The sequence below is a fragment of the Streptomyces sp. NPDC026522 genome, from assembly GCF_055567555.1.
Window position 1 is genome coordinate 200,459 of the sequence record NZ_JBVHQF010000010.1, and the last position, 14,037, is coordinate 214,495.

Annotated in this window: 8 protein-coding genes; 5 read left to right on the forward strand and 3 right to left on the reverse strand. The window is 73.4% G+C overall.

What is annotated here, in order from left to right; translation table 11 throughout:
* Together ACZ4M3_RS25650 and ACZ4M3_RS25655 are read left to right on the forward strand one after the other, a co-directional pair.
* The coding region (locus tag ACZ4M3_RS25650; RefSeq protein WP_467736369.1) for an SUKH-4 family immunity protein at positions 1-1,200 on the forward strand (1,200 nt) is incomplete at its 5' end.
* Between the two features lie 192 nt (positions 1,201-1,392).
* Positions 1,393-2,223 carry a cellulose-binding protein gene (locus ACZ4M3_RS25655; RefSeq protein ID WP_467736371.1) on the forward strand — a complete coding sequence of 277 codons (831 nt, stop codon included), beginning with the start codon at positions 1,393-1,395 and terminating at the stop codon, positions 2,221-2,223.
* Between the two features lie 48 nt (positions 2,224-2,271).
* Here the strand turns inward: ACZ4M3_RS25655 and ACZ4M3_RS25660 are convergent, their stop codons facing one another.
* Together ACZ4M3_RS25660 and ACZ4M3_RS25665 are read right to left on the reverse strand one after the other, a co-directional pair.
* Positions 2,272-3,207 (reverse strand): hypothetical protein, encoded by a 936-nt coding sequence (locus ACZ4M3_RS25660; RefSeq protein ID WP_467736373.1) that lies wholly within the window; start codon positions 3,205-3,207, stop codon positions 2,272-2,274.
* Between the two features lie 87 nt (positions 3,208-3,294).
* The gene (locus ACZ4M3_RS25665; RefSeq protein WP_467736375.1) at positions 3,295-4,899 is read right to left on the reverse strand and encodes an MFS transporter; all 1,605 of its coding nucleotides are present in this window, start codon (positions 4,897-4,899) and stop codon (positions 3,295-3,297) included.
* 368 nt (positions 4,900-5,267) lie between these two features.
* Here ACZ4M3_RS25665 and ACZ4M3_RS25670 point away from each other — a divergent pair, with 368 nt between their 5' ends.
* Together ACZ4M3_RS25670 and ACZ4M3_RS25675 are read left to right on the forward strand one after the other, a co-directional pair.
* Complete coding sequence (locus tag ACZ4M3_RS25670) at positions 5,268-6,044, forward strand: ABC transporter ATP-binding protein (protein ID WP_467736377.1); 777 nt, start codon at positions 5,268-5,270, stop codon at positions 6,042-6,044.
* Positions 6,041-8,617 carry an ABC transporter permease gene (locus tag ACZ4M3_RS25675; RefSeq protein ID WP_467736379.1) on the forward strand — a complete coding sequence of 859 codons (2,577 nt, stop codon included), beginning with the start codon at positions 6,041-6,043 and terminating at the stop codon, positions 8,615-8,617. Before ACZ4M3_RS25670 ends, ACZ4M3_RS25675 begins: the two co-directional genes overlap by 4 nt.
* A gap of 85 nt (positions 8,618-8,702) precedes the next feature.
* Here the strand turns inward: ACZ4M3_RS25675 and ACZ4M3_RS25680 are convergent, their stop codons facing one another.
* Positions 8,703-10,103, reverse strand: a complete 1,401-nt coding sequence (locus tag ACZ4M3_RS25680) for a DUF2079 domain-containing protein (RefSeq protein WP_467736381.1) — start codon at positions 10,101-10,103, stop codon at positions 8,703-8,705.
* Positions 10,104-10,444: 341 nt separating this feature from the next.
* Here ACZ4M3_RS25680 and mfd point away from each other — a divergent pair, with 341 nt between their 5' ends.
* Complete coding sequence (gene mfd, locus ACZ4M3_RS25685; RefSeq protein ID WP_467736383.1) at positions 10,445-13,978, forward strand: transcription-repair coupling factor; 3,534 nt, start codon at positions 10,445-10,447, stop codon at positions 13,976-13,978.
* Positions 13,979-14,037 lie beyond the last annotated feature (59 nt).

Below are 14,037 nucleotides of genomic sequence, written 5' to 3' on the forward strand. Positions count from 1 at the left end.
GGTGGGCCGGGTGGCGGTCTCGATCACGCTGCGACGATGCTGGCGGGCCCTGCTGTGGTGGGGCCGCCGGCTCCGCCCGCGCCGCCCGGGGTGCCCGGTGGCGGGGCGCACCACGCCGCCACGATGCTGGCGCATCCCGGCGTGCCGCAGCCGCCCGGCCCGCCCGCCCCGCCCGGGCCCGGCGGCCCGCAGCACGGTCCTGCTCCCGTGGCGCAGCCCGGGGTCCCCACGGTGGGTCCCGGCTACCAGGCCGTGCTGCGCTACCGCGCGCCCGACGGGTCCGAGCAGCAGCTGATCCGGCGGTCGGCGCCGGGTACGCCGCACCCGGAGTGGCAGATCCTTTACGAGCTGCGGGCGATGAACGTGCCGCCGCAGCAGGTGCTGGAGCTGCACACGGAGCTGGCGTCGTGCGAGCTGCCCGGCGGCTATTGCGCGCGGATGATCCGGGAGACGTGGCCGCAGGTGCGGATCACGAGCGTGGCCCCGTACGGGACGGATCACGGCAGCCGTCAGCAGGGCATGCGCCATCTGATCACCCACCAGAGCGAACTGCACCAGGTGGCGGACGGTCCGGCGCGCCCGGCGCCGGTGCGGGCGCCGCTGCCGCAGGTTCCGTTGCAGCCGGCGATCCCGCTGGAGGCGATCGCGCAGGAGCTGGCGGGGGCGTTCGGGCCGCAGGGCGTGTTCCGGTTCGAGCAGCGGGCGGTGTCGCGTCAGGGTGTGCCGGAGATCGTGGCGCAAACGCTGATGTGGTCGGGACTGCCGGTGGACTTCGGGCCGTTCTTCTGGGCGCAGGCGGTGCCGGGTCAGCCGTTGCCGACGCTGGCGGAGCTGGCGGCGCAGCGGCAGGTGCAGCCGGCGTCGGACGCGGGTTCGTACCTGGTGGTCGGCAGTGACTTCGGCAAGGCGCTGTGCGTGCAGTACGGGACGGCGCACATCGTGGCGGTTCCGGTCGAGGCCGGGCCGGGCGGGGCGCCGGTGCCGCCGCAGTTCGTGAATTCGAGTCTGCCGCAGTTCGTGCGGTCGCTGGCGATGCTGGGTCAGATGTGGCGGCTGCGCCAGCATTTGACGCCGGAGCAGGCGGGGCGTTGGACCGTCGATTTCCAGGCGAATCTGGCGGGGCTCGACAGTGCGGCGCTGGCTTCGCCGGAGAGCTGGTGGTCGGTGCTGCTGGAGCAGATGTGGGACGGGCTGCTCTGATTGCGTCCGTCGCCGCGGTGGCCGGGCCGGGACCCTCGTGCGGGGGTTCCCGGCCCGGCCACTCCGGCTTCGGGGGGCAAATGGCGCATCCTTGACGGGAATCCCCGCGAGAGAGGCGCTTCCAGGATGAGTGCACCGATGTCACCTCAGGGACCTCAGGGTTTGGCGACCGCGCGCGGTCGTGGTTACCGGGTGGATCAGGTCGACCGGTATCTCGCGCGGCTGTCGGGCAGCCGGGACGAGGCCTGGGAGCGGGTGGCACGGCTGACGGTCCTCGCGAAGCGGATGGAGGCCGAGGCGGACCGGCTGCGGGAGGCGGTGGCCGCGCTGGCGCCGCAGACGTACGAGGAGCTGAGCGAGCGGGCGCGGCGGATCCTGGCGCTGGCGCAGGAGGAGGCGGAGGCCGTACGGGGGGACGCGCGCGCGGACGCGGCGGCGACGCTGGGTGCGGCGGACGCGTACACGGAGCGGGTGGCGGAGCTGGCGCGGCAGGACGCGCACGCGGTGGTCGAGCAGACCGAGGTGCGGGCGCGGCAGGGGCTGGAGCGGGCGCAGCGCGAGGCGGACGAGGCGCGGGGCGCGGCCCGGGACGACGCGGCGCGGTGGCGGGCGGAGGCGCACGCGGCGCTGGTGGAGACGCGCCGCCGGGCGGACGTGCTGGTGGCGGAGCGGGAGCAGGAGCAGCGGGAGCGCTGGGAGGCGGCGGAGCGGGAGATCGCCGCGCGGGAGGCGGAGACGCAGGCGCGGCTGGCGGAGCTGGAGCGGCTGGCGGAGTCCCGGCTGGCGGGGGCGCGGCGGGGGTTCGCGGAGGCGGAGGAGGCGGCGCGGCACGGGCAGGAGGACGCGGAGGCGCGGGGCGCGGAGCTGGTCGCGGCGGCGCGGGTGCGGGAGGAGCGGGTGGGGCGGGAGACGGAGCGGCTGTTGCGCGAGCACGCGCAGGCGCAGGAGGAGATGCGGGCGCACATGAACCATGTGCGGTCGAGTCTGGCGGCGTTGACGGGGCGGGCTCCGGCGGAGGGCTGAGCGGGCCCTCCGCGCCCCCGCCCCGAACGCCGGCGGGGCTGCGGGAGGTTACCGCTGGACGTTGTTCCTGACCGGTGCCGGTTCCGCAGTCGGTGCTGGTACCGGTTTTGTAGTCGGTGCTGGTTCCGCAGTCGGCGTCGGGGCGGCCGGGGATGCCGGCACCGGCGTCGGTGCCGGGGTGGTGACGAGGTACGGGTCGCTGCGCAGGCCGTGGGAGGTGACCACCACCGGGAACGGAGTGGGCGGCGGGCTCGGCAGGGGGGCGGTGAGGTGGCCCGTCAGGGGGTCGCAGGTGGCGGGGACGGCGGTGTCGGCCACCGTCAGGCGGGCGTCGTCGAAGCCGCCGCCCTCGACGGTGAGGACGCCGTCGGCCAGGGTGACGTGGGTGATCACCGGATTGGCCCGGGTGGCCAGCTTGTTCACCAGGTACGCCCCCGCCGGGGCTCCGGTCAGGGCCCAGATCTCCCCGGGCAGCCGCGGCAGTCCGCCGCCGACGTCGGCGAGGAAGAAGAGGACGACGTAGAGCATCGTGACCGCGCTCAGCGCCACGTACTGGAGGTCGACCAGGTCCGTACGGCCGCTGTCGTTCGCGATCAGTTCCCGCAGCGGCCGCCGGCCCGTGGTGGTCGGTTTGGGGGCCGGTTTGGCGAGGCTGCCGTTCTCCACGCGGATGCCGACGACCGTCTTGGCCCCGATCAGCGCCAGGTAGGGGCCGCCGAGCAGCGGCAGGTAGACCGTCGCCAGGTTGGACAGCGGGCCGTGTTCGCCCTGGAGCCACGTGATTCCGCCCCCGGCCGTCAGCCCGTAGCCGAGGCAGGTGAGCAGCAGCCAGACGAGGATGACGGTCCAGGCCAGGGCGAGGGTGGTGGAGGTGGAGAGCCGGCCGTCGCGGCCGGTGATGAAGCCGGGGTGGTGGTAGAGCCGCAGGGCGGCCGGGCCGGCCAGGGCGGCGAGTAAGGCCAGGGCGAGGAGTGTGGAAGTCATGGGTCCCCCGTGTGGTGTCGCAGGGCGGCGAGTCGCCCCCCCGAAGAGATACCCGCCCGCCCAGAGCATGACAACTCGCGGGGCCGGCTACTCCTGGCCCGGCAGGACCGGGAACTTGCGGGGCGCCACCGTCAGCAGGATCAGCAGCGCGGCCACGGCGGCCGCCGCCGCGCCGAGGAAGATGTGGTGCACGGCGGCGTTCACGGCGCCCCGCAGGTGGTCGGCGGCGGCCCGCGGGAGGAGTTCCGGCCGGTCCAGTGCCTTCGACACGTCGTCCAGGCGGTCCGGCAGCCCGGGAACGGGGGCCCGCGCCAGCCGGGCGGCGATGGTGGCGTTGGCGACGGCCCCCATCAGGGCTGCTCCCACGCTCTGGCCGACCTGCCGGGAGAACAGGACGGAGGCCGTCGTCGTGCCCCGTTCCGCCCAGACCACCGTGGACTGGACCCCGGCGATCAGCGGGAGCTGGAAGAGCCCGAGGGCGGCGCCGAGCAGCAGCATGACCACCGCGGCCTGCCAGGGCCGGGCCGGGTAGGGGAGCAGGGTGAAGGAGAACAGGACCAGCGCGGCCAGTGCGACCCCGGTGGCGGCGGTGTCGCGGAAGCCGATGCGCCGGTAGACGTGCTGGGCGAAGGCGGCGGTGACGGGCCAGGTCAGGGTCATGGCGGAGGCGACCAGGCCGGCGTTGACGGCGCCGAGGCCGAGCACGGCCTGGGCGTAGGTCGGCATGAAGACCTGCGGGGCGGCCATGAGCAGGCCGAGGGCGGCCATGGCGAGGTTGACGGCGGCTATGGTGCGCCGGCGCCACACCCAGCCGGGCAGGATCGGCTCCTCGGCCCGGCGTTCCACCCGGACGACCAGGGCGGCCAGCAGGGCGCCGGTGGCCAGGAGGCCGAGGGAGGGGGCGGAGAGCCAGGGCCAGGCGACACCGCCTTGGACGAGGGCGAACAGCACCACCCCGCCGCAGGCGAACACGCCGAGCGCGCCCGCCCAGTCGATGCGGCCGCGGCGCCCCGGGGAGCGTACGGGTTCGGTGAGGTGGCGGACGATGACGGCGAGCGCGGTGAGGGCGAGCGGCAGGTTGAGCAGGAAGATCCAGCGCCAGTCCGCGTAGGTGGCGATGATGCCGCCCACCGCGGGGCCGCCGACGGCCGAGGTCGCCCAGACGACGGTCATCCGGGACTGGATGCGGGGGCGGTCCTTGAGCGGGTACAGGTCGGCGGCCAGGGTCTGGACCGTGCCCTGGAGGGCGCCGCCGCCCAGGCCCTGGAGGATGCGGAAGGCGATGAGGGCGGCCATGTTCCAGGCCGCCGCGCACAACAGCGAGCCGACGAGGAACAGGCTGATGCCGATGAGCAGGACGGGCTTGCGGCCGTAGGTGTCGGAGAGCTTCCCGTAGACGGGCAGGGTGACGGTTCCGGCGAGTACGTAGCCGGCGAAGATCCAGGAGAAGACGGAGAAGCCGCCGAGGTCGCCGACTATCTGGGGGACGGCGGTGGAGACGATGGCGCCGTCGAGGGCGACGAGGCCCATGGTCAGCATCAGGGCGGCGACGACGGCGGCCTTCGGCCGCCCGGCGGGGGCCGGCTCCGCCTGTGCCGCCCCCGGCTCCGCCTTCCCGGGTTTGGCTGAAACGTTTCGCCTGATGCGGTTGGGCGCGCCCTCCCCAGGGCGGCTCCCCGTGCTCTCCCCCATGGCCACCGAAGTCCCCTCCACTGTGCACGCGTGTGCGGGGAACACCCTCTCACCGGGCCGCGGCCGAGGGTATCCCCGAGGCCCGCCGTCCCGAAAGGTGGAGACCCCGAGACCTGCTGTCCCGAAAGGTGGAGACCCCTAAGGGTCCCCTCCACACAAAGAGCGAGGGGCCTTTCGTCCCGGCGGAGGAGGTGGCGGGGGCCGGCGGGTCCTTAACTGGTTCATATGAGCGGGCCCGGTCGGGGGTGGGGGTAACCCCCGTACGGACCCGGCTACGGGCACCAGTGCGCCGCGCCGCCCCCGCTCAGCAGAATGCGAACGGCGAGCAGCGCCGGACACCGACGAGGGGAAACACCGTGACAACGGCAATGACCGAAACCAGGCAGGGGGGCACTGGGGGGCATTCCGCCGTCGCGGCCCGGGCGCGCGAGGTCGTCAAGGCGTACGGCTCGGGCGAGACCCGGGTCGTCGCCCTCGACCGGGTGGACGTGGACATCCACCGCGGCCGGTTCACCGCGATCATGGGCCCCTCCGGTTCCGGCAAGTCCACCCTGATGCACTGCCTGGCCGGTCTGGACACCGTGACCAGCGGCCGGATCCACCTGGACGACACCGAGATCACCGGCCTCAAGGACAAGAAGCTCACCCAGCTGCGCCGCGACAAGATCGGCTTCATCTTCCAGGCGTTCAACCTGCTGCCGACGCTGAACGCCCTGGAGAACATCACGCTCCCCATGGACATCGCCGGCCGCAGGCCCGACGCCCAGTGGCTGGCCCGGGTGGTGGAGACCGTGGGCCTCGCGGGCCGGCTCAAGCACCGCCCGACCGAGCTCTCCGGCGGCCAGCAGCAGCGCGTGGCGGTCGCCCGCGCCCTCGCCTCGCGGCCGCAGATCATCTTCGGTGACGAGCCGACCGGCAACCTCGACTCCCGGGCCGGGGCCGAAGTCCTCGGCTTCCTGCGCCAGTCGGTGGACGAGCTGGGCCAGACCATCGTGATGGTCACCCACGACCCGGTCGCCGCCTCCTACGCGGACCGCGTCATCTTCCTCGCCGACGGCCGGATCGTGGACGAGATGGCGAACCCGAGCGCCGACCAGGTCCTCGACCGGATGAAGGACTTCGACGCACGCGGGCGGACCTCGTGACCGTCATGAAGACCGCGCGGCGCAACTTCGTCGCGCACAAGGGGCGCATGGCCCTGTCCGCCGTCGCCGTACTGCTCTCCGTCGCCTTCGTCTGCGGCACGCTGGTGTTCACGGACACCATGAACACCACCTTCGACAAGCTGTTCGCGGTCACCAGCTCCGACGTCACGGTGAGCCCGAAGGAGCCCGCCGCGGCCCGGGCGCCGGGCGACAGCGGCAAGCCCGAGGTGCTGGCCGGCCCGGTCGTCGAGCGGATCTCGAAGGTCGAAGGCGTCAAGGCCGCCGAGGGCGGGGTGATCTCGGCGTCCGTCACCGTCGTCAACGCCCGCAACGAGAACCTCGGTTCGGACGGCGGCGCCCCGACCCTCGCGGGCAGCTGGACCGAGAACGAACTGAAGTCCATGAAGATCACCTCGGGTCACGCCCCGCACGGGCCGGCCGAGGTGATGGTCGACGCCGACACCGTGAAGAAGCACCACCTCGCGCTCGGGGACGACATCCGCACGATCGCCGTCACCGGTGACAACCGCGCCAAGATCGTCGGTATCGCGTCCTTCACCGTGACCAACCCGGGCGCCACCGTCGTCTACCTCGACACCGCCACCGCCCAGCAGCTGCTGCTCGGCGCCCCGGGCAGTTTCACGCACGTCAACGTCACCGCCAAGGACGGGGTCGGCGACGAGCAGCTCAAGCAGAACATCGCCAAGGCCCTCGGCGCGGACACGTACAAGCTGCAGACCGCCAAGGAAGCCGCGGACGCCAACCGCAAGAGCGTCGGCTCCTTCCTCAACGTGATGAAGTACGCGATGCTCGGCTTCGCGCTGATCGCCTTCCTCGTCGGCATCTTCCTGATCTTCAACACCTTCTCGATGCTGGTCGCCCAGCGCACCCGCGAGATCGGCCTGATGCGCGCCATCGGCGCCGACCGCAAGCAGATCAACCGCTCCGTCCTCGTCGAGGCGTTCCTGCTCGGCGTCGTCGGCTCGCTCCTCGGCGTCGGAGCCGGGGTGGGTCTGGCCGTCGGCCTGATGAAGCTCATGGGCCAGATGGGCATGGACCTGTCCACCGACGACCTGACCGTCGCCTGGACCACCCCCGCCGTCGGCCTGTTCCTCGGCATCCTCGTCACCGTCGTCTCCGCCTACGTCCCCGGCCGCCGCGCAGGGAAGGTCTCGCCGATGGCCGCGCTGCGCGAGGCCGGTACCCCCGGCGACAAGCGGGCCGGCCGGGTCCGGGCCGCGTTCGGTCTGGTGCTGACCGGGCTCGGCGGCGCCGCGCTCTGCCTCGCCGGGGTGGCCGACGAGGCCACCGGCGGCTCGCTGTGGCTGGGGCTGGGCGTCGTGCTGACCCTCATCGGGTTCATCGTGGTCGGCCCCCTCCTCGCCGGGATCGTCGTACGGGTGCTGGCCGCGCCCGTGCTGCGGCCCTTCGGCTCCGTCGGGCGGCTCGCGGAGCGCAACGCGCTGCGCAACCCGCGCCGTACGGGCGCCACCGCCGCCGCGCTGATGATCGGTCTGGCGCTGGTCGCCTGCCTGTCGGTGGTGGGCTCCTCGATGGTGGCCTCCGCGACCGCCGAGCTCGACAAGTCGGTCGGCGCGGACTACATCGTCAACGCCCCCTCCGGCCAGCCGGTCGTGCCGCAGGCCGAGCAGGCCCTGCGGGCCGCCGCGAACCTGGACCACGTCACCGCGTACCGCGAGATCCCGGTGAAGATCACCGCTCCCGACGGGTCCAGCACCGACGACGCCCTGGGCGCGCAGGACCCCACGTACGCCAAGGACATCCGGCGCACGATGACGGCCGGCGAGCACGCGGCCGCGTACGGGCCGAACGCGATGTCGGTCGGCTCGCAGTACGCGAGCGAGCACCACCTCAGGCTCGGCGACGAGCTGACGGTCGCCTTCAACGGCGGCAGGACGGCCAAGCTGAGGATCGCGGCGATCACCAGTGACGAGGGCAACCTCGACAAGGGCATGAAGTACACCAGCACCGCCGTCGCCGAGGCGAACCTCCCGGCCGACAAGCTGCCGCGCCCCTTCATGCTGCTGGCCACCGCCAAGTCCGGCCAGGCGGATGCCGCGTACGCCGGGGTCAAGGCGGCGCTGGCGCAGTACCCGCAGTACAAGGTGCTCAACCAGGCCGACTACAAGCAGCTCCTGCGCGACCAGATCGGCCAGCTGCTGAACATCGTGTACGGGCTGCTCGCCCTGGCGATCATCGTCGCGGTGCTGGGTGTCGTGAACACCCTGGCGCTCTCGGTGGTCGAGCGGACCCGGGAGATCGGCCTGATGCGCGCCATCGGTCTCTCCCGGCGCCAGCTGCGCCGCATGATCCGCCTGGAGTCTGTGGTCATCGCCCTGTTCGGCGCCCTGCTCGGGCTCGGGCTCGGCATGGGCTGGGGCGCGACGGCGCAGCGGCTGCTGGCCCTGGAGGGCCTGAAGGTGCTGGAGATCCCGTGGCCGACGATCCTCGGGGTGTTCGCCGGCTCGGCCCTGGTGGGCCTGTTCGCCGCACTGGTCCCGGCGTTCCGGGCGGGGCGGATGAACGTACTGAACGCGATCGCCACCGACTGACGGTCGGGAGGCGGTCGCCAACGGGGGTACACCGGCCCCGGTCCTGCCCGCGGGGGCGGGGCCGGGGCCGGTGTCGTACCCGGGTTCACAGCCGCTGGAGGACGATGATCCCGCCGGCCTCGCCGAGCACCCCGAACCTGGCGCCGGGGTGCAGCCGGCGGGCGTAGTCGACCGGGTCGTCGCCCGCCCAGCCGGAGGAGACGTCGAAGGCGACGAAGGCCGGGAGCACGCCCGGGGCGGAGCCGATCCAGTACACCCGGCAGCGCGAGGTCAGCCGGGACAGCGGCGGGATGTCGGCCTCCACGCTCGCCCCGTCGGGGATCCGGGCCAGGAGCCGGTCGGCCTCGGTCACGCGGGCGGGCGTGGCGTACGTGGCCGCGTGCCCCAGCCGTTCCAGGGGGAGGGTGGTGGCGCTGAGGGCGAGGGCGGCCGCGAGGAGGGCGCCGGGCAGCTGGTGGGCATAGGCGCGCAGCCACGGCCGGGTGCCGGCATCGGCGGCGGCGAGCGCGTCGACCAGGGCGAGGGCGGTGACCGGCATGAGGACGGCGCTGTAGTGCCAGTCGGTGGACCAGTAGTGGGCGTCGCCGGACAGGAACCGCCAGCCGAGGGTGGGCAGGGCCACCAGCAGCAGCGGGGAACGCAGGGCCAGCAGCCCGGACGTGGGAACCAGCACCCAGGCGAGCGTGCCGAGTTTGGTGGGGAGCCCGGCCAGCGGCGAGCCGTGCCGGGCCTTCTCCCAGTAGGCGTAGCCGCTGCCGAAGGCCGGTATCACGACGGTGAACACCAGCGCGGCCGCGAGCACGGCGAGGACCGCGGTCGCGGTGGCGGCCAGGGCGGCCCGCCGGTCGGTGTGCCGGGCCCGCCGGGCGACGAGCAGGGCCAGGACGGCGAGGGTGAGGCCGAGGTCCTCCTTGACGAGCAGCAGCGGCAGCCCCCACAGCAGCGCGGCCCGCGGGCGCCGGGCGAGCAGTGCCTCCAGGGCGAAGGCGAGCAGCGGCACGGCGAAGCAGACCTCGTGGAACTCGAAGTCGACGGCCCGCTGGATGCCCCAGCCCAGCCCGTACGCGGCACCCAGCGCCAGGCCCCGGGCCCGGCCGAGCAGCCGGGCCGCGGCGCGGGTGACGGGGACCGAGGAGACGGCGAACAGGGCGGCCTGCGCGAGGAGCAGGGTGGCGGGGCCGGGGAACAGCCGGTAGAGGGGGGCGAGTACGGCGATGACGGGGCTGAAGTGGTCGCCGAGGATGTTCGCGCCGGGGCCCTTGAGGTCGGCGACGGGCGCCTGGAGGTGGGCGTAGGCCCTGACCGCCTGCTCGAATATGCCCAGGTCCCAGGAGGTGGCCTCCATCCGCCGGTGCCGGGAGAGGGAGAGCACGGCGTACGCGGCGAACAGCAGGGCGGCCAGTGCGTACGGCTCGGCGCGGCGCGGGTAGCGGCCCGCCGCGTCCCGGGGGACGGCGGCGGGCCCGGCTATGGCGTCTGTCGTCACGCGGTGCTGCTCCCTCTGCCGGTCGGGGGTGAACCCTTGCGCGGCAGGGCGACGCGGCACGCTCGGTCGGTACGTCCGGACATCGTAGGACGGCAGCGGCGAGCGGAGCGGCGGGGTCGGGGCGGCGGGGCGCATCGGCGGGGTCGGGGCGGCGGGGCGCATCGGCGGGGTCGGGGCGGCGGGGCGCATCGGCGCGGTCGGACGCCGGGGGCGACCGGCGGGGTGGCGGGGCGGTAATCCCTCGCGCGGGTGTCGGCGGCGCGTCGTACGCTGGGATCCCCCGGCCCGTTCACGTGTCGGGTCCTTCGCGTTGCCCCTTCACCGGACGGAAAGCCGCTTTCATGAGCCTGCACGGACTGCTCGACGCCGTCACCCGGGATCCCGCCCTCGCCGAGGCGGTCGCGGCGGCCGGGGACGGCAACCGGATGCACGTCGACCTGGTGGGTCCGCCCGCCGCGCGGCCCTTCGCGATCGCCGCGCTGGCCCGGCGCACCGAGCGGACCGTGCTCGCGGTGACCGCCACGGGGCGCGAGGCGGAGGACCTGGCGGCGGCGCTGCGGTCCTTCCTGCCCGCCGACGAGGTGGCGGAGTACCCCTCCTGGGAGACGCTGCCGCACGAGCGGCTCTCGCCGCGCAGCGACACCGTGGGCCGGCGGCTCGCGGTGCTGCGCCGGCTCGCGCACCCCAGCAAGGACGACCCGGCCGCGGGCCCCGTCAGCGTCGTGGTCGCGCCGATCCGCTCGGTGCTCCAGCCGCAGGTCAAGGGGCTGGCCGAGCTGGTTCCGGTGAGCTTGCGGCAGGGCGAGAGCGTCGATCTGGGGCAGGTCACCGAGGCGCTGGCCGCCGCCGCGTACGCGCGGGTCGAGCTGGTCGAGAAGCGCGGCGAGTTCGCGGTGCGCGGCGGCATCCTGGACGTGTTCCCGCCCACCGAGGAGCACCCGCTGCGCGTGGAGTTCTGGGGCGACGAGGTCGAGGAGATCCGTTACTTCAAGGTCGCCGACCAGCGCTCGCTGGAGATCGCCGAGCACGGGCTGTGGGCGCCGCCGTGCCGGGAGCTGCTGCTCACCGACGACGTGCGGGAGCGGGCGGCGGCGCTGGCCGAGGCCCACCCCGAGCTCGGCGAACTGCTGCACAAGATCGCGGAAGGGATCGCCGTCGAGGGCATGGAGTCCCTCGCGCCCGTCCTCGTAGACGACATGGAACTGCTGATCGACGTCCTGCCGGCCGGGTCCATGGCGGTCGTCTGCGACCCCGAGCGGGTCCGGACGCGGGCCGCCGACCTGGTGGCGACCTCGCAGGAGTTCCTGATGGCCTCCTGGGCGGCCACCGCCGGCGGCGGGGACGCGCCCATCGACGTCGGCGCGGCCTCGCTGCGCGCCATCGCGGACGTCCGCGACCGGGCCCGCGAGCTGGGCATGATGTGGTGGTCGGTGTCCCCGTTCGCCGCCGACGACACCGACCTCGGCGGTGACACCCTCAAGCTGGGCATGCACGCCCCCGAGGCGTACCGCGGCGACACCGCCCGCGCGCTCGCCGACACCAAGGCGTGGATCGCCGACGGCTGGCACACCGTCTACCTGACCGAGGGCCACGGCCCGGCCGCCCGTACCGTCGAGGTGCTCGGCGGCGAGGGCATCGCGGCCCGCCTGGAGGCGGACCTGCGCACCCTGGAGCCGTCGATCGTGCACGTGGCGTGCGCCTCGCTCGACCAGGGCTTCGTCGACCCGGACCGCAAGATCGCCGTCCTGACCGAGACCGACCTGACGGGCCAGCGCACCGCCAGCAAGGACCTGGGCCGGATGCCGACCCGGCGCCGCAAGTCCATCGACCCCCTCACGCTGGAGACCGGCGACTACATCGTCCACGAGCAGCACGGCGTGGGCCGCTACATCGAGATGGTGCAGCGCACCGTCCAGGGCGCCACCCGCGAGTACCTCCTGGTGGAGTACGCGCCCGCCAAGCGGGGCCAGCCCGGCGACCGGCTGTACATCCCCACCGACCAGCTGGAGCAGGTCACCAAGTACGTCGGCGGCGAGGCCCCGACCCTGCACCGGCTCGGCGGCGCCGACTGGACGAAGACGAAGGCCCGCGCGAAGAAGGCCGTCAAGGAGATCGCCGCCGATCTGATCAAGCTGTACAGCGCGCGGATGGCGGCTCCCGGCCACACCTTCGGCCCGGACACGCCCTGGCAGCGGGAGCTGGAGGACGCCTTCCCGTACGCGGAGACGCCCGACCAGCTGACCACCATCGCCGAGGTCAAGGAGGACATGGAGAAGTCCGTCCCCATGGACCGCCTGGTCTGCGGCGACGTCGGCTACGGCAAGACCGAGATCGCGGTCCGCGCCGCCTTCAAGGCGGTCCAGGACGGCAAGCAGGTCGCCGTCCTCGTCCCCACCACCCTGCTCGTGCAGCAGCACTTCGGCACCTTCTCCGAGCGCTACAGCCAGTTCCCGGTCAACGTGAAGGCTCTGTCGCGGTTCCAGAGCGACACCGAGGCCAAGGCCACCCTGGAGGGGCTGCGCGAGGGCTCGGTGGACGTGGTCATCGGCACGCACCGGCTGTTCTCGCAGGAGACGAAGTTCAAGGACCTGGGCCTGGTCATCGTCGACGAGGAGCAGCGCTTCGGCGTCGAGCACAAGGAGCAGCTCAAGAAGCTGCGGGCCAACGTCGACGTGCTGACCATGTCCGCGACGCCGATCCCGCGCACCCTGGAGATGGCGGTGACCGGCATCCGCGAGATGTCGACCATCACCACCCCGCCCGAGGAGCGGCACCCGGTGCTGACGTTCGTCGGCCCGTACGAGGAGAAGCAGATCGGCGCGGCCATCCGGCGCGAGCTGCTGCGCGAGGGCCAGTGCTTCTACATCCACAACCGGGTCGAGTCCATCGACCGGGCCGCCGCGAAGCTGCGCGAGATCGTGCCCGAGGCGCGGATCGCGACGGCGCACGGGCAGATGTCCGAACAGGCCCTGGAGCAGGTGGTGGTGGACTTCTGGGAGAAGAAGTTCGACGTGCTCGTCTCGACCACGATCGTCGAGTCGGGCATCGACATCTCCAACGCCAACACCCTCATCGTGGAGCGCGGCGACAACTTCGGCCTCTCCCAGCTGCACCAGCTGCGCGGCCGTGTCGGCCGCAGCCGCGAGCGCGGGTACGCGTACTTCCTCTACCCGCCGGAGAAGCCGCTGACCGAGACCGCGCACGAGCGGCTCGCGACGATCGCCCAGCACACCGAGATGGGCGCCGGCATGTACGTGGCGATGAAGGACCTGGAGATCCGCGGCGCGGGCAACCTGCTGGGCGGCGAGCAGTCCGGCCACATCGCCGGCGTCGGCTTCGACCTGTACATCCGCATGGTCGGCGAGGCGGTGGCCGACTACCGGGCCGCCGTGGAAGGCGGGGCAGCGGAGGAGCCGCCGCTGGAGGTGAAGATCGAGCTGCCGGTCGACGCGCACGTCCCGCACGACTACGCGCCCGGCGAGCGGCTGCGCCTCCAGGCCTACCGGTCCATCGCGTCGGCGAACTCCGAGGCCGACATCAAGGCCGTACGGGAGGAGCTGACCGACCGCTACGGCAAGCTGCCCGAGCCGGTGGAGAACCTGCTGCTGGTGGCGGGGCTGCGGATGCTGGCCCGCGCCTGCGGGGTCGGCGACATCACCCTCCAGGGCCCGAACATCCGCTTCGGCCCGGTGGAGTTGCGCGAATCACAGGAGCTGCGGCTGAAGCGGCTCTACCCCGGGGCGGTGCTCAAGCCGGCCGCCTCACAGGTCCTGATCCCGCGCCCGAAGACCGCCAAGGTCGGCGGGAAGCCGCTGGTCGGGCGGGAACTGCTGGCGTGGACGGGCGAATTCCTCACCACCGTCCTCGGCTCGTAACAGCGCACGCGAGGCGGCCGGAACCCCGTGTTCCGGCCGCCTCGCCGGGGATCGTGCGG